The sequence below is a fragment of the Francisella frigiditurris genome (assembly GCF_001880225.1).
In the GTDB taxonomy this organism is placed as follows: domain Bacteria; phylum Pseudomonadota; class Gammaproteobacteria; order Francisellales; family Francisellaceae; genus Francisella; species Francisella frigiditurris.
In genome coordinates, this window is the sequence record NZ_CP009654.1 from 694900 (window position 1) to 716648 (window position 21749).

Here is a 21749-nt window from a genome sequence, read left to right on the forward strand (position 1 = left end):
AAATCTTGATGATTGTAATCTTCATTTATATTAGATATGGGTTCTTTAACTATTGGTTTTTCTATTGTTACAGATGCTTGATTTTTTGTTAAAGGTTTATCATCATTTTTTTGAAAACTATTAAAGTCACCAAACATGAAATCTTCTTCTTTTTTATTTATTTCTGGTTTTTTAGAAAATAATCCAGTAACAAAATTATAGATTGTTTTACAAAGATGTATCCATGTTGTTCCAGAATAAAGAGTTAGTCCAACAAAGAAAAGTATAAGTAATATGAATGAGCCACCAACATTGTTTAAATATTTAACAAAATATTTCGCAACTTCATAGCCAGCTATTCCCCCAGATCTTTGAGGAAGCCAATAGTTGAAAAAATTTAAGTAAAGCTCAGCTAGAGCGCAGCCAGACAGAAGTAATATAACAAATCCTAAGATTTTTATAGAAAGCATTAAATAATTGAATTTAGGTTTATCATTTCTAAGTAGTAAAGATCTAATAGGATCAATTAGAAAGAAAGGTATTAAATACCCAAATATACCGAATATTGATAATATAACGCTGGCAATATAAGCACCCACAGGTCCTGCATAATTTTGTATTTCTTTTTCAGATGAAACTGTTGACCAGCCTGGATCATTAATGTTGAAAGAAAATAGTGCTATTATTAGATAAATAATAATAGCAACAAGGCTTACAACTAGTGCTATTTTTAGTCTTCCAGTAGCATGATTTGTGTTTTTTAATTGTTTTTCAGCCATAACTTAATATATAAAATTAATTAGAGTTCAAATTTAACGTTACAATTTTAGCAAAAAATAAAGCTGTTTTGTTAGTTAATTTACTAGCCATGCTTTCCTGTTTTATGAACTTCTTGTAAACTTAATAAAGAGTAACTGGTATTAGTAAAAGAGAATTGTATTTCTCAGGAGACAGTAGATTGGCTAGATTTCATATAATTTTAGGTTTTGTAGTATGTTTTTTTGCATGGGTATTTTTCTTATGCTTTCCACATTTAGATATCACTTTAGCTAGTAATTTTTATAATAGTGGTGATAATCTCTTTACTGGTCAAAGTGTTTTATTTTTTACATTTTTAAATAAATTTGTAAGAATTTTTCCAATAGTTTTCTCAATATTGGTTGCACTGTTTTTACTTGGCTCTATTTTTATTAAAGTGTGGCAAACTAAATACAGAAAAGAAATATTCTTTGTTTTAATTTGTTTAATAGTTGGACCGGGTTTAATTGTAAATACAATTTTCAAAGATCATTGGGGTAGACCAAGACCTCAAATGGTAAAACAATTTGATGGAGATAAGAACTTCCAACAACCTTTTGTAATTTCTTCAGAATGTTCCTCGAACTGTTCTTTTGTCTGTGGAGATGCCTCAGTAGGTTTTTGGCTTTTTGCGTTGATGCCACTTATGGCTACTAGAAAAAAGAGAGCTATAGCTTTTAGTGTTGCTATATTGGCTGGAGGAGGACTTGGGCTTATGAGAATGGCTCAAGGAGGACATTTCTTTAGTGACGTTATTTTCTGTGGGATATTCGTATATATATCGACATGGGTCATATATGCGATTATGTATAGAAATAAATTAAAAAAATCATAGAACCTCAATCTTATTCTAAATCGTTGCTTTTTCTTAAGTTCCAGGTAATAATGAAAATATATTTTTATAAATAAGTAGCTTTTATGGACTTGGGTTATAGTTTTATGGCGGAGATTTGGAATATTTAGGAAAGGTGGATTTTATGTCTCCTATTTTCTATTAATACGATCTTCAAAATTTTATCTATTCCACTAATAGCTTTTTAAGAACCGCAGGAGGTTTGATGTCAAAAGGACTTAATCGAGGTTTACAAAGTCGACATATGTCTATGATTGCACTCGGTGGGTGTATTGGTACAGGATTATTTTTAGCAGTAGGTAGTGCTATAGCTGATGCGGGTCCTGGAGGAACAGTCGTTGCTTATACTATAATTGCCGTAATGGTGTATTTTCTGATGACTAGTTTGGGTGAGATGGCTGCTTATTCACCAACTACAGGAACATTTTGTGAATACTCGAGTAAGTATGTTGATCCTGCCTTTGGCTTTTCTACAGGTTGGAATTATTGGTTTAATTGGGCTATTACTGTAGCAACAGAGGTTATTGCAGCTGCCTTAATTATGCAATATTGGTATCCAGATGTTCCTGTAATAATTTGGAGTTTGATTTTTTTCTTACTAATTCTTGGGTTAAATCTTTTTTCAGTTAAAATTTATGGTGAAGTAGAATACTGGATGTCCTTTATAAAGGTTTCTACAGTTGTAATATTTATAATAGTTGGGGCTTTAACAATCATAGGTTTAACTGGAATCGGTGGGCCAGTAGGTTTCGATAATTGGATTATAGGAGACGCTCCTTTTCATAATGGATATTGGGGATTCCTGACTGTTTTTATGATAGCTGGATTTTCTTTTCAGGGTAGTGAGCTTATAGGTGTTACAGCGGGAGAAGCTAAAGACCCTGAGCATTCTATTCCTAAAGCGGTTAAACAAACATTTTGGAGATTATTTTTATTCTATATTTTATCAGTAGCAGTTATAAGTTTTCTTATCCCATATAATGATCCTATACTTATAAGAGCAGCAGATAGTCATGATGCATCTGTTAGTCCTTTTACAGAAGTATTTAAGAGTGCTGGTTTTAATTCAGCAGCTACTGTTATGAATTTAATAATATTAACAGCAATTTTGTCAGCATGTAATGCTAGTATGTATAGTGCAACAAGGATCTTGTGGCATTTAGGCAAGACAAAACAGGCACCTAGTATATTTGCTAGGATCAATTCTAAAGGTACCCCAGTTATGGCTTTATTAGCAACAGCATTAATTGGATGTTCTTTCTTTTTTGTATCATTTTTGGATAGTGGAAAAGTATTTACATGGCTTATTAATGTTTCTAGTTTGGCAGGATTTATTGCTTGGTTTTCTATAGCTTTAAGTCACTATAGATTTAGACGTGCATATGTAAGACAAGGTAAGAAGTTAGAAGACTTGCCTTATCAGTCTAAGTTATTTCCTTGGGCGCCAATTATTGCTCTTACTTTAGTTTCTATAGTTATCGTTGGACAAGGGGTATATATATTTAAACAGCATGGCTTAACCTGGGAAAGTCTAGCTGTTAACTTTATATCGACATATATAGGTTTAATAGTATTTATTATTATATATTTGGGATATAAGTTTATAAAAGGAACAAAAGTCGTTAAACTAGAAGAATGTGATTTAACTCGAAGAAGTTAATTAGCTATGAATAATTTTTTTATCTCAGGGAAAGCTGGAAATATTGACGCTATTCATGATGATATCAAAAAAGATAAATTAGAAAATATTTCCGCTATTATTTGTCATCCGCATCCTTTATATCAAGGCTCTATGCATAACAAGATTGTAACTACTATTTCTAGAGCTATGCGTACTTTTGGAATAGAAAGCTATAGATTTAATTACAGAGGTGTTGGGGCTAGTGATGGTGAGTATGGAGATGGTTTTGGCGAGCTGGATGATCTTTTATCAGTATATGAATGGGTAAAGAAAGAGAAACCTGGTCAAAAAATAGTCTTATGTGGATTTTCTTTTGGCGGAGCTATAGCTTATAAAGCATTTGAGAAAATAGATAATTTATCAATGCTTATAACTGTTGCACCAGCTGTTGATAGATTTGATTTAACTAATTATCCAGAACCAAAAAATATCCCTTGGCTTGTTATTCAAGGAATGGATGATGATACGGTGAATCCTGATTCTGTTTTTGATTTTACTATGAAAAAAATAAAGTCTGAGCTTACATTAGTAAAAATGAATGAGGTAGGTCATTTTTTTCATGGAAGATTAGTTGATTTGAAGCAAGTAATAGAAAATTTTTTAGAACCAATAAAAAAGACATTGTAAAATTTAGGAGATATTGAAAATGAGTAGTATGAGTAGGAATATAGCTTTAGAAGCAATAAGGGTAACAGAGTTAGCGGCTTTAGCATCATGGAGTATGATGGGTAGAGGTGATAAAGTTGCCGCAGATCAAGTTGCTGTAGATGCTATGAGAAAGGCTCTTAATGAGTTAGATATTGATGGAACAGTTGTTATAGGTGAAGGAGAGCTTGACGAGGCTCCAATGCTATATATTGGAGAGAAAGTTGGGAAAGGCGGTCCAAAGGTTGATATAGCTTTAGATCCATTAGAAGGAACAACTTTGACAGCTAAAGGCGGTCCAAATGCTCTAACAGTTTTAGCTATGGCTGATGAGGGCGGATTTTTAAATGCACCAGATGTTTATATGGAAAAAATAGCTGTTGGTGGAATAAATGCTCCAAAAGGAATAGTTGATTTAGATGATTCTGTAGCAGTAAATTTACAAAGAATAGCAGATTTTAAAAAAGTCCATGTTTCTGCTTTAGTTGTATGTACTATGGATAGACCTAGACATGAGCAGATAATAAAAGAAGTTAGAGCAACAGGTGCTAGAGTTTGTTTAATCGATGATGGTGATGTTTCTGGCGTGATTTCAACAGCTACAGAAAACTCTGGTATAGATGTGTTTATCGGTACTGGAGGGGCTCCTGAAGGAGTACTTGCAGCAGCAGCATTGAAGTGCTTGGGTGGTCAAATGCAGGCGAGACTAGTCTTTAATGATAAAGATGAAATAGCTAGAGCCCATAGATGGGGTATTACTGATCTAAACAAAAAATATGATATAGATGATTTAGCCTCAGGAAATATAATCTTCGCAGCTACAGGAGTGACTGATGGGGCGATGTTAAAAGGGGTTAAAAGAGTTAATAGTTCTCGTAGAGGATCGTATGCAGTAACGCATAGTATTGTGATGAGATCTACTACTAAAACAGTTCGCCATATCACAGCTGAGCATAGTTTTGACTTTAAAGAAGGTGTTGAGAAATTCATGTCATAACTTTTATGAGTATGTTTATAAATCTAATAAATTAGAAAAGCCCTCTTTCTTATGGTAGGATAAATCTAATGTATTTTTAAAAAGGCTACAGGTAGTAGACAAAAATAAATGAGTCATACGACTATTCTTTGGATAACTTTTATAATATATATAGCAATAATATTTGCTATAGGTCTTTATTCTTACTTTCAAACAAAAAACTTATCTGACTATATGCTTGGTGGTAGGTCACTGAGTGGTCCAATCGCTGCTCTTGGGGCAGGTGCTTCAGATATGGGTTCTTGGCTTTTATTAGCACTTCCTGGTGCATTTATGGCTCTTGGGATTAGTCAAATATGGCTTCCTTTAGGTTTGACAATCGGAGCATTTGTAAACTGGGGAGTTGTCGCAAAAAGATTAAGAGTTTACACAGAAGTGGCTAAAGATTCTATAACTATACCAGCTTATTTTGAGAATAGATTTCATGATACTAAGGGTTATCTTAGAGCATTGACTGCCATAGTTCTTGTAATATTTTTTACTATATATATAAGTGCAGGTTTTGTATCTGGTGGCTTGTTATTTAGCTCTATGTTTTCAATTGATTATCATCAAGCATTGATTTTAACAGCAGTCATTATATTTACTTATACGTGTGTAGGAGGCTTTTTAGCAGTTGCTTGGATAGATTTCTTTCAAGGATCTTTGATGCTGCTTGCATTACTTGTAGTTCCTGCTGTTGCTTTTGGATATTTTGGAAGTTTTACAAGTTTAGCAGATGCTGTTTCTTCCAGAGAAATTCATGGTTTCTTTGATATTACATCAGGAGTTTCTTTTTTATCTATAATTTCTCTACTTGCATGGGGCTTGGGATATTTTGGTCAGCCACATATTATTGTTAGATTTATGGCTATAAGGGATCCTAAAAAAACCACTCAAGCAATGTGGATATGTATGATCTGGATGATTCTAGCTTTACTAGGGGCTATGGCAGTAGGTTTGTTAGGAGCAGCATATTATCAGAACGGGCTTGAGAATCCAGAAGCAGTATTTTTACAATTATCTAAAGCATTTTTTAATCCTTGGTTAGAAGGTGTTCTATTAGCAGCAGTTTTATCTGCTGTTATGAGTACTTCATCAGCACAGTTATTAGCATTGTCTAGTGCATTTTCAGCTGATGTTTACCATAAGTTTATTAGGAAAAATGCATCTCACAAAGAGATGTTGAATGTCAGTAGACTGATAGTTTTGGTTATAACTATAATAGGGATATATTTAGCATATAGTCCAGAAAGTAGCATTTTAGATTTAGTCGCATATGCGTGGGCTGGATTAGGCTCTTCTTTTGGAGGTGTCATTATACTTTCTTTATTCTGGAAGAGAATGAATAAAACAGGAGCTTATGTAGGAATTGCATTGGGATCTTTAACGGTACTAGTCTGGCCATGGCTTAAAGACTTGGGATATATGTTTGGGGTTTATGCAATGATTCCTGCTTTTAGTGCAAGTTGTTTAGGGATAGTTATTGCAAGTTTGTTAACTGGGAAGCCAGAAAAATCAATAGAAGAAGAGTTCGATAAGTATAAAGAAGCTCTTGAAAAGTATAAATAGGTTTTTATTGCTAGTTTTATGCTATTAAAGTATTATTTTGCTCAATGTGACATTCAGCTTATTTTATGAAAAAAGTAACACTAATATTTCTCTTTATCTTACTTGGCTTTTTTCTGTCTTATTTTGATTATATATATATATATACTTTATTAGTTTCAACTTTATCTGTTTTTTTAATTTATATATTTTCTATAAGTAAGAAAAGTCAAAGTAAGAAAAATAAATTAACTACTTTTGTCTATATACTTTTTAGTTATTCTTTTACAAATTTAGCTATTTTAGAGATTTTAAAAGTTAACTATGCAAATAATGGTTTTACATCAATAATTATAGTTACTCTGTTGCTTCCAACTTTATTTTTATTAAGCTATAGAATAATTTTAGCTTCTCATGGTCTTTATGAAAGTATATTTGGTTTTAATGATAGATATTATATACCTGATTTAGATAATAAGCCTACTAAAGGCTGCTCAATTGTAATCACTACAAGAAATGAGCCTTTTGAAGTATGCAAAATGACTTTTGATTCAGCACATGATCTAGATTACCCGGTAGAGTTAAAGGAAATAATAGTAGTAGATAATAGTGATTTAGAATTTAAAGATTTAAATAAATGGAAAGAATACGTTAATAAGCATAAAGAAATTTATGGTGATAATAAGTGTAAGTTTATTCATAGAAATGGTGTTGAAGGATTCAAGCCTAGAAATTTAGATATAGCTATAGATAACGTAATTTTTAATTATGTATTGTTTCTTGATGCGGACTCGACTTTACCAAAACAAGCGTTGAACGTTGGAATGAAAGAGTTTGAGAAAGTAGAAAAATTAGGTTTTGTAAGTTTCTTAATACAGAGTACTAATTATGAAGTTAATTTGATGACAAGAGTTACTAGCATATTTCAGAATACTATTAGATATTTTAATGAGTTTACTGGTAAATATGGTTATTGTAACTTTCAAGGACATAATGGTATCTGGAGTAAAGAAGCTTTAGATAAGACAGATCCTTGGGAAGAGTATTATCGTGGTGAAGTAATGGTTACAGAAGACATTGCTGCTGGTTTTAGATGTTATGAGGCAGGGTTTGAGAGTAAGCCCATTTTCCTTAAAACTGGAGAATGGATGCCAACTTCATTAAAAGAGTTTGAAAGGATGTGGTTACGTTGGTCTTTTGGTGGTATGCAGGTTATGCATAAACATATTAAAAGAATGTTATCTTCATCTAATGTAACGTTTAGAGTAAAGCTAGATATGCTTTACCTCTTATTTAAGATTGCTGTTTCAGGATTTCCATTTTTAGCGTTATTGGTAGTGGCTTTCCCAAGGAATGATTTGGGACTTGCAATATTAATAAATCTTACATTATTGCCTCTTATAATATTAAGTATCTGGTACTATTTTTATGGAGAGCTTAAAGGAAATATTTTTAGTAAAATTTGGCAGATATATATATCAAACTTTATGCTTTCTTCATTTGTCTTTTGGTGTGGTATTAAGGCTGAGATTAATTTCTATTTAAAAAAACCACAGGGTTGGAAACCAACTTGTAAGAAACAAGTAAAAGATGATACATGGAGTGTCATATTAAGGCAGCATGTAGGTAAAATATTATTTTCAAGCTTTGGTTTATTGGTAGCAATTTTCTCAATAATTAGATATTTTGATTCTAATGATTTCTCAATTTATATGTTTTCTATGATTCCTAGTATTTTGTTATTTTTAAATACTATTTTGTGTGTACTTATACTTGGGAAATCTAGAAGTTAATATTTGAACTTAATTTAAAAAAATGAAATGATTGAATACGATAATTTATTTTTTATTTTGTTAGCTTTTGGCTTTGTATTACTTAATGCTTTTTTTGTTGTTTCAGAATTTGCAATGGTAAAGTTAAGGCATTCTAGAGCTGAAGTTATAAAAGATAAAAAAGGATTGCAAGGTAGAATATTATATAAAGTTCATAATAATTTAGACTCATATCTCTCAGTATGTCAGCTAGGTATTACTTTAGCATCATTGGGTTTAGGTTGGGTTGGTGAACCAGCCTTTGCAGAACTATTAGAGCCAGTGTTAGCTGGTTTTGGAATAACATCAAGAGAGCTTGTTAAATTTGTATCATTCCTCGCTGGATTTTCTATTATTTCATTTCTTCATATAGTTATTGGTGAATTAATGCCAAAATCAATGGCTATTCGTCAAGCTGAGAGATGGTCGCTTTTTACTTCTGTGCCGCTATATGTCTTTTATTGGATAATGTTTCCATTTATTTGGGTATTAAATACAAGTGCTAACTTACTTCTTAAACTATTTAGATTAAATATTGTTCCCGAAGGTGAGCATGGATATACGGCTGAAGAAATAAAGTTAATTCTAAAAAGTAGTCATTTAAGAGAGCCTCTAAAGGAAGAGCATCGCGTTATGTTGCTTAGGATGATGGAATTTTCGAGACTTCAAGCTATTGACGCTACAAGACCATTGGATGAAATGGTTAGCTTAAATTTTGACTCTTCGATTGAGGATAAACTAAAAGTTATTCAAGAATCACTTTATACAAGGTACCCAGTTTATCAAGGAAATAAGGAAAATATTATAGGTATTCTTCATACCAAAGATATTTTATGTGCATTGGGAAAAGGCGATGACTATCAAGTTTATAAAGAAAATCTACGTCCTATCGTTAAAGTTTCGCATCATGCGCCATTAATAGAGCTATTAAATAAGTTTAGACAAGGAAAGCCACACTTTGCTCTTGTATATAATAAAGATAGCTTGATAGGTTTTATTACATTAGATAACTTATTGACAATTTTGATTGGGAAAATGCGAGATGAGTTTCATTTTGTTAAGGAGCCTTGGGTAACTTTATCTAGTAATGTGTTTTTAATTAATACAAAATCGCCAGTATATGCTATTGAAAAGCTTGCTGAGGTTGATTTTTCTGATTATGTAGCAGATTCTGTGCAGGACTTATTAAAACAAGTTTTACCCGTACCCCATAAGGTTGGAGATACATGGTCTCAACCTGCTTTTGATTTGAGAGTTAATAAAGTAAAGAACAAATATGCAAAAGAAGTTATTCTAGAGATTAAGAATTTAGATGCTTGATTTGTGTGATTTCTCTTGAGCTTTCCAGTAGTTGTAGCCCCTAATAGCAATTATCAGATATATTGCAGTAGTTATTGCTGCAAAATAGATTTCCTTATAGACGTATAGACTTAAGTAGGTTACATCTATAAAAATCCAACAGACCCAGTTATCAATATACTCTTTGGCGCTTAAATAAACAGTAACAATTGAGAAAATACTAGCAATAGTGTCTAGCCAAATTACATTAATGCCATAATATTTATAAATATAGTGAAGAATTATGCTTCCAAAAGCAACTGATGCTATTGTTAAGAAGTATCCTTTGAAAGATAATCGTTTTATTTCAAAAGTTGATTTATAGCCATGCTTATACCAGTTATAAAAACCATAAAGAAAAAATGCTATTAATAATATTTGTAATATAGCATCACTATATAAACCTGCTTGGCTAAATAATATTGAACTTAAAATTAATCCAATAACCCCAACAGGCCAACCTAAAATATTAAGTTTTGCTAATAAATAGGTACATAGCAGATTAACAATCATCGTAATAAAATCTAATAAATGCATAAATAAAGTTTAGAAATATTTTGTTATTAGTTTTAACATAAAAGCTAGTTCTATAAAAGAGAAATAACTAATGTTAGTAGATGCGCATATTCATGTTGATGCTTATACGGATAATCAGCTATTAAAAGTTATAAATCAATGTGAAAAGCTTAATATAAAACTTTTCGCTGTTAGCATGGATATTCAATCATATTTGAGGAATGTGAAATTAGAGTCATTAAACCCGAATATTATAAAAAGTTCATTTGGAGTCCATCCATGGATGGCATCGAAGTATTCTAAAAATATAGAAGTTATAAATGAGTATTTAGATAAATCTACAATGGTAGGTGAAATTGGCTTAGATAAAAGATTCTTGGATTATGCAGCACCATATAATGATCAGTTAGATGTTTTTGAATATATTCTTTCTAGTTCTTTAGTGAAGGGTAAGCTTTTAAATTTACATACTAGTGGAGCAGAGGAGGATGTTTTAAGCTACCTTCAAAAATATCGACACAAAAAATTTATTATCCATTGGTATAATGGGTCATTGGAATTATTAGATAGTTATTTGGCTTTGGGAGGATATTTTACTATTGGATTAGAGGTTTTATTTAGTGAGAAAATCCAAAAGATTTTAGAGCTGTTACCTATTGATAGAGTTTTATTAGAAACAGATAATCCTTCAGCGTGGCCATGGTTAAATAAGCAACCTGAAAATGAGGTTGGTATGCCAAATTTACTTTTAGAGGTTTTAGAGAAAATAGCAAAACAGAAGAAAATAGATATAGAAGAATGTAGAGCACAAATTAGAAGTAATCAAAAGCAGAGTATGCCATTATTCTATTAATTTTTTAGCAATTCTAAATGCTTTGAAAATTAGTTATACTTGTACGATATTTTTATTCTAAATTATTTAGTAAGAGAAAAATTTAATGATTTTATACAATTCGCTTAGTGGACAAAAAGAAGAATTTAAGCCGATAGAACCTAATAAAATAAAAATGTATGCATGTGGTGTCACAGTATATGATGATTGTCATATAGGACATGCTAGAACATATATAGCGTTCGATGTTATTAATAGGTATTTCAAATATAGAGGTTATGATGTAAATCTAGTTAGAAATATTACAGATATTGATGACAAAATTATCAAAAGAGCAAATGAAAATAATGAATCAACAACTGATCTTGTTGCTAGAAATATAAAAGCGATGCATGATGTTTTTGATAAGTTAAACATATTAAGACCAAGTAGCGAGCCTAAAGCAACTGAGACTATTCCAGAGATGATAGCTATGATAGGTGACCTGATTGATAAAGGATATGCTTATCAAGGAGCTAATGGAGATGTTTTCTATAGAGTGAGTAAGTTTGATGGCTATGGGAAGTTAAGTAAACAAAACCTTGATGCTTTACAGCAGGGCTCAAGAGTGGATGTGGTTGAGGAAAAAGAAAATCCTTTAGATTTTGTTCTTTGGAAAATGTCTAAAGAGGGCGAGCCTTCTTGGGATTCACCATGGGGTGCTGGTAGACCAGGTTGGCATATAGAGTGTTCAGCAATGTCTAAAAAATTATTTGGTAAGACTTTTGATATCCATGCTGGTGGGTCGGATTTGAGATTCCCTCACCATGAGAATGAGATTGCTCAGTCTGAGGCATGTAATGGATGTACTTTTGCTAATTACTGGATGCATTCAGGAATGGTAAAAGTTAATGCTGAAAAGATGTCGAAATCTTTAAATAACTTTTTTACGATAGTTGATGTGCTAGATGAATATCATCCTGAAGTTATAAGATATTTCTTGGCATTAACAAATTATAGAAGTGAAATAAACTATTCTAAAGAGAATTTAGATAATGCTAAAGCATCTGTAGAAAGGTTGTTTACAGCTCTAAGAGATATTGAGCCTGTAGAAATTAATTTACCAGATGATGCTGAAGAATATGAAACTAAGTTTATAAAAGCGATGGATAATGATTTTAATACCCCAGAAGCTTTAGCAGTATTATTTTCTTTAGCTAAAGAAATCAATGTATTGAAAACAAAAAGCGCTTACAAAGCATCAGGATATGCTTTCCTTTTGAGAAAGCTATGTGATGTATTAGGAATTTTATTTACAAGTGCTGAAGAGTACTTTAATAGTGCTACGGATATAGATGTTGATTCAATTCAAAATTTAATTGATGAAAGAGTAAAAGCTAAAGTAAATAAAGATTATGCTAAGGCAGATAAAATAAGAGATGACTTATTAAAACAAGGAATTGTTTTAGAAGATACTGCTAAAGGCACAATTTGGAAAAGAGGCTAATAAATGTTTAGTGATGTAAAAAAACAAGATATTATAAAAAATCTAACTACTATAAGAGATTATATCCGTTGGACTATTTCTGAGATGACTCAACAAAAAGTTTATTTTGGACATGGATCTGAAACAGCATGGGATGAAGCAATACATTTAGTGTTATCTGCTTTAAACATTTCTACGGATATTGATAGTAATATGATAGGTGCAAATCTTCTTACTGAAGAAAAAGAGAAGATAATTAAATATGTTTATCAAAGAGCTTATTTGAGAAAGCCTTTACCATATATCTTAAAAAAGGCTTGGTTTGCTGATATGGAGTTTGATATAGATGAGAGAGTCATTATACCAAGATCTCCTGTGGCAGAGCTTATAAGAAATAGCTTTACTCCTTGGATTGCAGATGTTGACGATGTTAAAGAAGTGCTAGATCTTTGTACAGGGAGTGGCTGTATAGGGATTGCTTGTGCGACAGTGTTTGAAAACGCAGATGTTACATTAGTTGATATCTCTGATGATGCATTAAGCGTAGCTAAGCTTAATGTTAGAAAACATAATCTTACAGACAGAGTGAAAACTGTTAAGTCTGACTTATTTGCTAATCTTGGCAATAAAAAATTTGATGTAATAATCTCTAATCCTCCGTATGTGGATAAAGAAGATATAGATTCAATGCCTAGAGAATATCATTTTGAGCCTAAATTAGCATTAGAAGCTGGTGAAGATGGTCTAGATCTAGCAAAGAAAATTATTCTAGAAGCTGATCAGCACTTAACTGAAGAAGGAATATTAATCGTTGAAGTCGGAAATAGTCAGTATGCTTTAATGGAAATGTGCCCAGATATTCCATTCACATGGTTAAGTTTTGCCGAAGGTGGTGATGGAGTATTTTTATTAACTTATGAAGAGCTAATTAAGTATAAGAGTTTATTTATTAATTATTTTAGTAAGTAGAGTGTTATATCTGAAAGAATTTTCTTTTATGTTATTATATTAGTTAATCATATTTTAAATACTATATATTCTTATGTCGGGTAATACCTTTGGAAACTTATTTAGAGTTACGACATGTGGAGAGAGTCATGGTGATTCTTTAGCAGCTATTATAGATGGTTGTCCTCCAAACATTCCTCTTACTGAAGAGGATATTCAAATAGAATTAGATCGTAGAAAGCCAGGACAATCAAAATATACAACTCAAAGAAAAGAGCCAGATGAAGTTAAAATAATATCGGGAGTTTTTGAAGGTAAAACTACTGGTACACCAATCGGTTTAGTAATAAAAAACCAAGATCAAAAATCTCAAGATTATGGTGATATAAAAGATAAATTTAGACCAGGACATGCAGATTATACATATTTTAAAAAATATGGAATAAGAGATTATCGTGGTGGTGGTAGATCATCAGCTAGAGAAACAGCTATGCGAGTTGCTGCAGGAGCTATTGCTAAAAAAATATTAAAAGCTCATGGTATAGATATTTTTGGATATTGCTCACAAATTGGTGATGTAAAGGCAGAACTTAAAGATAGAAGCTTTATATCTCAAAATCCTTTTTTCCTAGCAGATGAAAATGCTGTGCCTAAGTGTGAAGAGCTGATTCATAAAATTCGTAAAGAAGGTGATTCAATAGGTGCAGAAGTTACAGTAGTTGCAACTGGGGTTGAAGCTGGCTTGGGTCGTCCAGTTTTTGATAGATTAGATGCGATAATAGCTTATGCTATGTTATCGATAAATGCGGTTAAAGCAGTTTCTATCGGAGACGGTTTTGATGTTGTATCTCAGAAAGGCAGTCAGCATCGTGATGAAATTACAAAGGAAGACGGATTTTTATCAAATCATTCAGGAGGAACCCTTGGTGGTATATCTTCTGGTCAAGATATTATTGTTAAAATGGCCTTTAAACCAACTTCAAGTATATTACAGCCCGGTCGTACTATAGATATTCATGGAGAAAATACTACTTTAATAACTAAAGGTCGTCATGATCCTTGTGTGGGTATTAGAGGGGTGCCAGTTGCCGAAGCAATGTTAGCTTTAGTACTAATGGATGAGTTTTTAATAACTAAAAGTTACAGTAACCTTTAAAGTGGATAGGGAGAAGTAATGAGCCACGAATTCTGGGATATGATTGTTCACTGGGGTTATTTAGCCGTTTTTGTTGGAGTTATGATTGAGGGTGAGATTTTCTTAATAGTCGTTGGGATAGCGACAGCTGTTGGCTTACTTCATTATCCTTTAGTAATTTTAGCATCTGGATTAGGTGCGGTGTTACATGATAATACAGTCTTTACTATTTCTAGAATAGCTGGAGAAAAAATATTACTTAAACGTCCATCATGGAATGAAAAAGTAAATAAATCTTTAAGCTTATTAGATAAATATGATTATTGGGCTATTTTAAGTATTAGGTTTTTATATGGGTTAAGGACTATCACTATTTTTGTGGTAGGGATAAGTAAGATTAAAAGATTAAAATTTTTTGCTTTTGATTTTCTAAGCAGTTTTGTGTGGTCTTTTATTTATATAACAATAGGATATTTTTCGGGCCATGCAGTTTTAAGAGCTTTTTCTCATTTTCATTTAGGAAAATGGATAAAAGAGCATGAATTTATTTCATTTGTTATTTTGCTATTTATATCCACCATTGTTTTTTGTATTTTTAAGATTGTGAAAAGGACAAAGAGAAATAAATGAGTAGGTTAGATTTATTAAAGCAAGGCTCATCCAAAAAGGGTGGCTCAGATTCTAAGAAAGGAACAACAGATAAAGATTTATTAGGCACTGCAAAGAAAAAGCATCCAAAGTTAGAAGATATTCAGGATGATGACTTTCTAGAAAAAGAAGAGCTTGAAAACGTCTTAGATTTGGAGCCTGAGTATATAGAAAATAATGAAGTTGATAGTGATGAAGATACAGATGAATCTATAAATGTTATTGAGATAGATTTAGGTGAAGTATCTGATATTAAAAGTGACTTCGTGGAAGAAGAAATATTAGAAAATGAGCTGCAAGAAGAAATCATTGAGCAAGTAGATGATTTACAAGAAGAGGAATCTTCTATCGTAGAAGGATATTCGGGATTTGATTATAGTGAAGAAGATATTCAGTTAGAAGTTAATTATATTTTTGAAAATAGAGAAGATGCCTATGTCAAGTATTTAAGGGTTATTAAAGATGGCGGTATTAAAATAAAGAGTAATAAAATTTTAGAATTAGATAGCATAATTAGAGTATCTGTTACTTTAACAGAACTTCATGAGCAGGTAGGTTGTGAAGCTAGAGTGATTTCTGTATTACCTAAAAGTGTCAGGGCTATAGAACAAGATAATGAAGATGCTCATAAATATTGGGTTCAGTTTATAGGACCTAATGCATCAGAAACAGAAAAAGTAATTTCTAGATATTTGTTGGGATATAAAGGTAAGAAGCAGTAAATGGCTAAACAAAAGATAGTCTTTGTATGTCAAAGCTGCGGTATGGACTCTCCTAGGTGGCAAGGTCAATGCCATAATTGTGGGGAATGGAATACTTTAGTTGAAGAAATTCAGGTAAAAGAGAATAAATCTAATAGTATTTCTCGAAAAGGATTTTCTGGAAATACCTCAAAAGCAGTAACTTTAGATAAAATCACAAATGAAAGTAAGGCTAGGATTCTTACTCATATTAAAGAGTTTGATAGAGTTCTAGGGGGAGGAATCGTTAGAGGTTCTGTATCTTTGGTAGGAGGTGATCCGGGAATTGGAAAATCATCTATATTGCTACAAGTAATGGCTCATCTATCTCAAGAAAAAAAAGTACTTTATGTAAGTGGTGAAGAGTCTTTAGAGCAAATAGCTTTAAGAGCTAGGAGGCTTAAACTTCCTTCAGACAATTTACTTGTTATGTGTGAAACTAATGTTGAAATAATAGCCAATTATTTAGTTGCAGAGAAGCCAGAGATTGTTGTTATAGATTCAATTCAGACTATATATAATCCAGAACTTCAGTCAATGGTTGGTGGAGTTTCACAGGTTAGAGAGTCTTCAGCTTATATTACTCAGGTAGCTAAGCAAAATGAAATTGCAGTTTTTTTAGTGGGACACGTTACAAAATCTGGAGAGGTTGCTGGACCTAGAGTACTAGAGCATATAGTAGATGCTGTTATATTTTTAGAAGCTCAAGATAATGGTCGATACCGTCTTATGAGAGCTTTAAAAAATAGATTTGGCGCCGTTAATGAGATAGGTGTCTTTGCAATGACAGATATGGGGATGAAAGAGGTTAAAAACCCATCAGCAATATTTCTTAATAATGGAAGGACTAATCTAATAGGAAGTGCTATAGTTTCAGTTTGGGAGGGAACTAGACCATTGCTTGTAGAGCTACAATCTTTAGTTGTTGATAAAAATATAAATCAGCCACCAAGAAGGTTATGTGTTGGCATAGATACAAATAGGTTAGCCATGATTTTAGCAATTATCCAAAGATATATGCATATTGATTTATATGAAAAAGACGTATTTATAAATGTAGTTGGTGGTATTAAAATAGCTGAAACTAGTATAGATTTAGCATTGGTTCTAATCATTTATTCAAGTATTAAAGAAATTGAGATTCCTAAAGATATGATGATTATGGGTGAAGTTGGACTTTCGGGAGAAATAAGACCTATTCCATATGGTATAGAGAGGATAAATGAAGCTAGGAAGCATGGATTTAAAAAAATAATTGTGCCTAAAGCAAATGTAACAAAAGCGTTAGAATCAGAAGGTATAGATTTAATTACTATAACTAATTTGAATCAATTAAAAGAGATATTGAAATAGGTGTAAATATGGAGTTCCTTGAAAGTTTAAATTTCCTAGATATAGCTATGATAATAGCTATTTTTATTTTAAGTCTGTTCTCGGCAGTTAAAGGTTTATTTAAAAATATAGTTTCATTTGTGTTGATGATCTTTGCAGTACTTGCAGCTGGAGTACTTGCTGTAAAGATCAGAGATGGTTTTATGAGCTCAATAATAGAAGATCCTGGTGTGGCGTATGTAGTCTCTTTCTTATTCGTTTTGATCTGCGCATATTTAATAATTTTCGGTATTATGAAAATTTTCATGAAAAATAATAAAGAAAAAGAGGGTATAGGAAATACTCTTTTTGCTCTTTTTATTGCAATTATTAAATATGTTTTAATATTCTCAATAATATGCTCAACAATTAGTTCTATCGATTATGTTAAAGATAGTAAATTTTGGGAAGATTCTCAGCTAGCTCCAATTTTTACTAAAGTAGGAGATCATGCATATAATACAAAAATTGAAATGCAAGAAGTCAATTTAAAAGACTATGTACCAAAACAAGTCGCAGGTGATCAATAATAAAGATTATTCAGATTTTAATTCTCTTAACATTAGTTCTTTTACAATAGTTTTAGGATCTTCTTTATTATATAAAGCTCTATAAGTAGCTGTAGCAATTGGCATTTCAACATTATTTATTTTAGCTAATTGGTATACAACTTCAGCAGTTAAGTATCCTTCTACAACGTTATTAACCATTGCTAAGGCTTCTTCTATTTTATGGCCTTGACCAACATATAAACCAAATCTTCTATTTCTTGATTGATTATCAGAGCATGTTAGTAAAAGATCACCAAGACAGCTAAGCCCAAGGAAAGTTTCTTCCTTAGCTCCTAGTTTTAAACCAAGTCTTTTCATCTCTGCTAATCCTCTAGTTATAAGGGCTGCATGAGCGTTAACGCCAAAGTTCATTCCAGCTGATATACCAGCAGCTATTGCTAGTACGTTTTTTACAGCGCCACCAACTTGAGCGCCAATAATGTCTGAAGTTGTATAGCATCTAAAAGTTTCAGAACTAAAAAGTTGCTGGATTTTTTTAGCATATTCAATATCTTCTGATGCTATAACAACAGCAGTAGGAAGTTTATTTGCTACTTCCTTTGCAAAGCTTGGACCGGTTAAAATGGCAAAATTAGTGTCAGGTAAAAACTCTTTTGCTATCTCATTAAGAAGTTTATAGCTTTGATGACAAAAACCTTTTGTTGCGGAGATAATCCCTTGATGAGGTTTAATAAAACCTTTTAACTCTTGTAGAGTGCTTTTAAATCCAGAACTAGGAGCTGCTACTAGTATTTCATCAAAATTATTAATAGAAGATTTCCAGTCAACAGTTGCTTCTAAATTATTTGGAAACTTTTCAATACTAGGAATATATTTAGCATTATTTTTATTGGCTAACATTTGTTCATTATGCTCTTTTTTCCAAGAACTTATGTTTACTTTATGGCCAGCATAGGCAAGTTGTAAAGCAAGAGCTGTTCCCCATGAGCCAGCCCCTAATACCAAAATATTTTTTTTCATTTTTTATAACCTGTAGTAATGCATCTATATAGATATTGTACCAAATATATTAGCTACAGAAAGAATAAGCTAGATTTATAGCTAAGATTAAATTTTATTTTATTGTAAAAAGTTACTTAATTGTTATTATGGATTATGCCGTAAATATTTGTAATAGCTATATTTACAAAAGAATCCCCTATGGTTCTTATTAATCTATCTACATCATATTCTAAGTATTTATGCCAAGATTCATACCCAGTATAATCTTTACCATCATTATAATAATCCCAGTTAACTTTTTTTGCTGTCTTCCTATTGTTGGAGAATTTATATATTTATTTTTTCTAGATATTTCATACTCTCTAGCTGCATTCTTTACTGACACATCACTTTCCCATGGGGGTCGAACATTTATATTTTTCGCTTCTATGTTTTTTTGATTCTTCATTATCTAAATCAAAATTATCTGAGCCAAATTCTTGAACTTCATATATAACAAGTTTTCACTTTTCTTCAGAGTGATGATTAGAACTATAATCTACTGTATAAGCTATAGAGTAAGGCATTTATTTAATTTCCTTGATGTAGTATATGTGTTACATTGGTAAATATTTATAAAATCTACATTCTTTTCAAAAGTATAATTTACCAAAGTTCGAATTAATTTTGTATCTATAGCATTTTACCAGTTTTAGTTAAACATCATTAGTTAATGGATAGGGCTGTCAAATTGAATATACAACTGGTAAATACTAGGAGGATATATAAGGAATGACAAAAGCATTTGAGATACCAAAGGATCAAGCCTATAAGCTTTTTAAATCGAACGCCAGTTCTGCTGGTATAGATCAACTGCTTCTTAAAGATTTTGAGGAAAATCAAAAAGTAACCTTTACAAAATTTGGAATAGATTATTATCAGGTAGTTATTTTCCACCACCAGTCATGGTAGTGGAAATTCCAAAGAAATCAAGTAGTATTAGAATGCTAAGAGTTACAACTTGAAGTGACAGAATAGCTCAAATGGTGATTAAGCCATCATTTGAGACACAAGTTGAACCATATTTTTAGATGATTTTTATGGTTACGGATCTAATAAATCTGCATTGGATGCGATATGCGTAACATGGAAAAGATGTTTGCGATATAATTAGGTGCTTGAGTTTGGTATTAAATAGCTATTTAATAATATTCCTCATGATATTCTAATGAAGGCGGTAACACAAGACAAATAGGTTAGGTTATATGTCAAAAGGTGTCTTATTCGCCCAAATCCGCCAAATATTACCAAGTTTTGTAATCTTCTCCTGTAAATTCATGACTTGTTTTATGGGAATGTGAATAATATTTTCCCCAGTTATAACCAAAAGCTGAAAATGGTAAGACTCCTATATAATTTACAGCATCAAACGAATAATCCTTAAGCTTTATCTCTTTAGCCTCTATAAATTCATCAGTTTTTAATGTGAAATCATAATCTCTCAGATTAAACTTAATTTCCATTAAATATTGAGCTACCATCATACAATTAATAATACTAGGAGTTCTGCTGTTATATTTAGAGTCATTATAAATTCCAGATTCGTGTGAAAAAATAGGATTCTTTATATATACATCAAAAAAATTATATAGAACAAAATCAAAAAATATATTACCTTTATTAGCATAAATAGCAGAGCATTCATGAGGATAAAACTTCTTACTTCCTGGTTTGGTTCTTAATTTTTCATATAATTTATATGAAGTAGCATCAGCTTCTTCTGCATTATGCGATACATCACCTCTACCTAAATACATAATTCCACTATGTCTTTGTTCTTTACCTAAATGGTTTACGGTTTGTATCTCTCTCTTAAGAATTCTAACGTTTGAGTCAATATAAAACCCACCATATTGTTGTAAAACAATCATTCTAAGTATATCAACAGCATATGCTACTTTACCAAATACACTATTTAATTCTGCTTGAATAAAACCTAGTATGCTTTTTTTTGTCTTATAATTTAAATATGTTAGAGAATTATTTTTATCTAAAAAGTTGTTGAGAAGAATCTCAATATTTTTAATTTCACATTTATTACTTAATTTGTAACTAGATAATACATATTCTAAACTCTTCATATTTTTAAGGTCGGTCCATATAATTCCCTTAAAATTACTTAATATTAATGACTGTAAGAATCCTTTTAATCTTATTTCTGGCATTTCTGAAACAATATGTATAGTATGTATCAGTTTACTACCTCTTACGCCTAAGTGATCAGTGCTTACGATATGATCCTCAAATCCTAATAAAGTACATGGAGTACATATGTTAAGATTTGCTTCTGATAAATTATCGTTACAAATTAGGCATTTACCTGATTCATATAGAGCTTTGTCTTCCTCAATCCTATGTCGCTCTGCAACTTGAGCGCATGTCTCAATATTAAATGTAAAATTGGGTCTAGGTCTTTTCATTATTTTTATAATTAAAATGATATTATATTTATATTGAAAATATAATCTTCTAATGTAAAGAGTTAATTGTAAAAAAAGCGTCTAAAAATGATCTGAAAGTAGAGTTACTTTGTAAATTTTGGAGCTTGTCGTAGCGAAGCTGCGTAAGAGATTACAGAAGGTCCGTCGATATCGATACTAGAGATAGGTATCAAACCAGCCCAGATAGTTGCTATTAAGGGTATAGTGGTCGTGAAATAGAAGGAAAAACAGTCTGGAACAATAGAAAGAGATGTAGGTCTTTATACTGTCGACCCAAGTTAATAAAGCGGGCGGGGTCTGTCAAACAAAAAGACTTAGAGACGGTAATAAAATAATTATTAAAGTATTTTATCTGTAATTTTAAATCTGTTCTTACATATTTAGTTATTTTCATAATTAATAGCAAGTACTGATAAAGTAGGTTGATTTAAA

Annotated in this window: 20 protein-coding genes and 1 pseudogene; 16 read left to right on the top strand and 5 right to left on the bottom strand. The window is 31.5% G+C overall.

Annotated features, from left to right (window positions below; genetic code table 11):
* Positions 1-211 precede the first annotated feature (211 nt).
* A pseudogene (locus tag KX01_RS09620) lies at positions 212-758 on the bottom strand (DNA translocase FtsK 4TM domain-containing protein); the annotation flags it as partial.
* A gap of 179 nt (positions 759-937) precedes the next feature.
* On the opposite strand from KX01_RS09620, the gene lpxF reads away from it, so the two are divergent.
* The 7 genes from lpxF to KX01_RS03490 all read left to right on the top strand — a co-directional run bounded on the left by lpxF (position 938) and on the right by KX01_RS03490 (position 9650).
* Positions 938-1612, top strand: a complete 675-nt coding sequence (lpxF, locus tag KX01_RS03460) for a lipid A 4'-phosphatase LpxF (protein WP_071663667.1) — start codon at positions 938-940, stop codon at positions 1610-1612.
* 223 nt (positions 1613-1835) lie between these two features.
* Entirely contained in the window at positions 1836-3290 is a 1455-nt protein-coding gene (locus KX01_RS03465; protein WP_071663668.1) for an amino acid permease, read from the top strand.
* A gap of 6 nt (positions 3291-3296) precedes the next feature.
* A complete protein-coding gene (locus tag KX01_RS03470; protein ID WP_071663669.1) occupies positions 3297-3938 on the top strand; it encodes an alpha/beta hydrolase in 642 nt (213 codons plus the stop codon).
* A gap of 28 nt (positions 3939-3966) precedes the next feature.
* On the top strand, positions 3967-4953 hold the full coding sequence (gene glpX, locus KX01_RS03475) for a class II fructose-bisphosphatase (protein ID WP_071664739.1): 987 nt from the start codon (positions 3967-3969) through the stop codon (positions 4951-4953).
* Positions 4954-5061: 108 nt separating this feature from the next.
* Positions 5062-6543, top strand: a complete 1482-nt coding sequence (gene putP, locus KX01_RS03480) for a sodium/proline symporter PutP (RefSeq protein ID WP_071663670.1) — start codon at positions 5062-5064, stop codon at positions 6541-6543.
* 65 nt (positions 6544-6608) lie between these two features.
* Positions 6609-8312, top strand: coding sequence for a glycosyltransferase (locus KX01_RS03485; protein ID WP_071663671.1), 1704 nt, complete (start codon positions 6609-6611; stop codon positions 8310-8312).
* A 27-nt stretch (positions 8313-8339) separates the two neighbouring features.
* On the top strand, positions 8340-9650 hold the full coding sequence (locus KX01_RS03490) for a hemolysin family protein (protein ID WP_071663672.1): 1311 nt from the start codon (positions 8340-8342) through the stop codon (positions 9648-9650).
* Here the strand turns inward: KX01_RS03490 and pnuC are convergent.
* Positions 9639-10205, bottom strand: a complete 567-nt coding sequence (pnuC, locus tag KX01_RS03495; protein ID WP_071663673.1) for a nicotinamide riboside transporter PnuC — start codon at positions 10203-10205, stop codon at positions 9639-9641. The genes KX01_RS03490 and pnuC overlap by 12 nt on opposite strands.
* A 70-nt stretch (positions 10206-10275) precedes the next feature.
* Here pnuC and KX01_RS03500 point away from each other — a divergent pair, with 70 nt between their 5' ends.
* From KX01_RS03500 to KX01_RS03535, 8 genes are all read left to right on the top strand, one after another.
* On the top strand, positions 10276-11037 hold the full coding sequence (locus KX01_RS03500) for a TatD family hydrolase (protein ID WP_071663674.1): 762 nt from the start codon (positions 10276-10278) through the stop codon (positions 11035-11037).
* Positions 11038-11122: 85 nt separating this feature from the next.
* The gene (gene cysS / locus KX01_RS03505; protein WP_071663675.1) at positions 11123-12502 is read left to right on the top strand and encodes a cysteine--tRNA ligase; all 1380 of its coding nucleotides are present in this window, start codon (positions 11123-11125) and stop codon (positions 12500-12502) included.
* 3 nt (positions 12503-12505) lie between these two features.
* Positions 12506-13450 (top strand): 50S ribosomal protein L3 N(5)-glutamine methyltransferase, encoded by a 945-nt coding sequence (gene prmB, locus KX01_RS03510; RefSeq protein WP_071663676.1) that lies wholly within the window; start codon positions 12506-12508, stop codon positions 13448-13450.
* A 73-nt stretch (positions 13451-13523) separates the two neighbouring features.
* Positions 13524-14585 (top strand): chorismate synthase, encoded by a 1062-nt coding sequence (gene aroC, locus KX01_RS03515; protein ID WP_071663677.1) that lies wholly within the window; start codon positions 13524-13526, stop codon positions 14583-14585.
* Between the two features lie 18 nt (positions 14586-14603).
* Positions 14604-15194: a DedA family protein gene (locus KX01_RS03520; protein ID WP_071663678.1), complete on the top strand. Its 591-nt coding sequence runs from the start codon at positions 14604-14606 to the stop codon at positions 15192-15194.
* Positions 15191-15934, top strand: a complete 744-nt coding sequence (locus tag KX01_RS03525; RefSeq protein WP_071663679.1) for a PilZ domain-containing protein — start codon at positions 15191-15193, stop codon at positions 15932-15934. The genes KX01_RS03520 and KX01_RS03525 overlap by 4 nt, the downstream gene beginning before the upstream one ends.
* Positions 15935-17305, top strand: coding sequence for a DNA repair protein RadA (radA, locus tag KX01_RS03530; RefSeq protein WP_071663680.1), 1371 nt, complete (start codon positions 15935-15937; stop codon positions 17303-17305).
* 8 nt (positions 17306-17313) lie between these two features.
* A complete protein-coding gene (locus KX01_RS03535) occupies positions 17314-17853 on the top strand; it encodes a CvpA family protein (protein ID WP_071663681.1) in 540 nt (179 codons plus the stop codon).
* A gap of 6 nt (positions 17854-17859) precedes the next feature.
* Here KX01_RS03535 and KX01_RS03540 read toward each other — a convergent pair whose 3' ends face one another.
* Both KX01_RS03540 and KX01_RS03545 read right to left on the bottom strand, forming a co-directional pair.
* Positions 17860-18855, bottom strand: coding sequence for an NAD(P)H-dependent glycerol-3-phosphate dehydrogenase (locus tag KX01_RS03540; protein ID WP_071663682.1), 996 nt, complete (start codon positions 18853-18855; stop codon positions 17860-17862).
* A gap of 211 nt (positions 18856-19066) precedes the next feature.
* Positions 19067-19285 (bottom strand): hypothetical protein, encoded by a 219-nt coding sequence (locus tag KX01_RS03545; protein WP_071663683.1) that lies wholly within the window; start codon positions 19283-19285, stop codon positions 19067-19069.
* Positions 19286-19608: 323 nt separating this feature from the next.
* On the opposite strand from KX01_RS03545, the gene KX01_RS03550 reads away from it, so the two are divergent.
* On the top strand, positions 19609-19788 hold the full coding sequence (locus KX01_RS03550) for a hypothetical protein (RefSeq protein ID WP_071663684.1): 180 nt from the start codon (positions 19609-19611) through the stop codon (positions 19786-19788).
* Positions 19789-20120: 332 nt separating this feature from the next.
* Here KX01_RS03550 and KX01_RS03555 read toward each other — a convergent pair whose 3' ends face one another.
* Positions 20121-21296: a glycosyltransferase gene (locus KX01_RS03555; RefSeq protein WP_071663685.1), complete on the bottom strand. Its 1176-nt coding sequence runs from the start codon at positions 21294-21296 to the stop codon at positions 20121-20123.
* Positions 21297-21749: the final 453 nt, after the last annotated feature.

Coding starts and splice junctions, on each gene's coding strand:
- KX01_RS03525 (WP_071663679.1), top strand. CDS start 15,191: ATGAGTAGGTTAGATTTATTAAAGCAAGGCTCATCCAAAAAGGGTGGC.
- prmB (WP_071663676.1), top strand. CDS start 12,506: ATGTTTAGTGATGTAAAAAAACAAGATATTATAAAAAATCTAACTACT.
- KX01_RS03540 (WP_071663682.1), bottom strand. CDS start 18,855: ATGAAAAAAAATATTTTGGTATTAGGGGCTGGCTCATGGGGAACAGCT.
- radA (WP_071663680.1), top strand. CDS start 15,935: ATGGCTAAACAAAAGATAGTCTTTGTATGTCAAAGCTGCGGTATGGAC.
- cysS (WP_071663675.1), top strand. CDS start 11,123: ATGATTTTATACAATTCGCTTAGTGGACAAAAAGAAGAATTTAAGCCG.
- KX01_RS03485 (WP_071663671.1), top strand. CDS start 6,609: ATGAAAAAAGTAACACTAATATTTCTCTTTATCTTACTTGGCTTTTTT.
- glpX (WP_071664739.1), top strand. CDS start 3,967: ATGAGTAGGAATATAGCTTTAGAAGCAATAAGGGTAACAGAGTTAGCG.
- KX01_RS03470 (WP_071663669.1), top strand. CDS start 3,297: ATGAATAATTTTTTTATCTCAGGGAAAGCTGGAAATATTGACGCTATT.
- pnuC (WP_071663673.1), bottom strand. CDS start 10,205: ATGCATTTATTAGATTTTATTACGATGATTGTTAATCTGCTATGTACC.
- KX01_RS03465 (WP_071663668.1), top strand. CDS start 1,836: ATGTCAAAAGGACTTAATCGAGGTTTACAAAGTCGACATATGTCTATG.
- KX01_RS03490 (WP_071663672.1), top strand. CDS start 8,340: ATGATTGAATACGATAATTTATTTTTTATTTTGTTAGCTTTTGGCTTT.
- KX01_RS03520 (WP_071663678.1), top strand. CDS start 14,604: ATGAGCCACGAATTCTGGGATATGATTGTTCACTGGGGTTATTTAGCC.
- aroC (WP_071663677.1), top strand. CDS start 13,524: ATGTCGGGTAATACCTTTGGAAACTTATTTAGAGTTACGACATGTGGA.
- KX01_RS03545 (WP_071663683.1), bottom strand. CDS start 19,285: ATGAAGAATCAAAAAAACATAGAAGCGAAAAATATAAATGTTCGACCC.
- KX01_RS03555 (WP_071663685.1), bottom strand. CDS start 21,296: ATGAAAAGACCTAGACCCAATTTTACATTTAATATTGAGACATGCGCT.
- KX01_RS03535 (WP_071663681.1), top strand. CDS start 17,314: ATGGAGTTCCTTGAAAGTTTAAATTTCCTAGATATAGCTATGATAATA.
- putP (WP_071663670.1), top strand. CDS start 5,062: ATGAGTCATACGACTATTCTTTGGATAACTTTTATAATATATATAGCA.
- KX01_RS03550 (WP_071663684.1), top strand. CDS start 19,609: ATGACAAAAGCATTTGAGATACCAAAGGATCAAGCCTATAAGCTTTTT.
- KX01_RS03500 (WP_071663674.1), top strand. CDS start 10,276: ATGTTAGTAGATGCGCATATTCATGTTGATGCTTATACGGATAATCAG.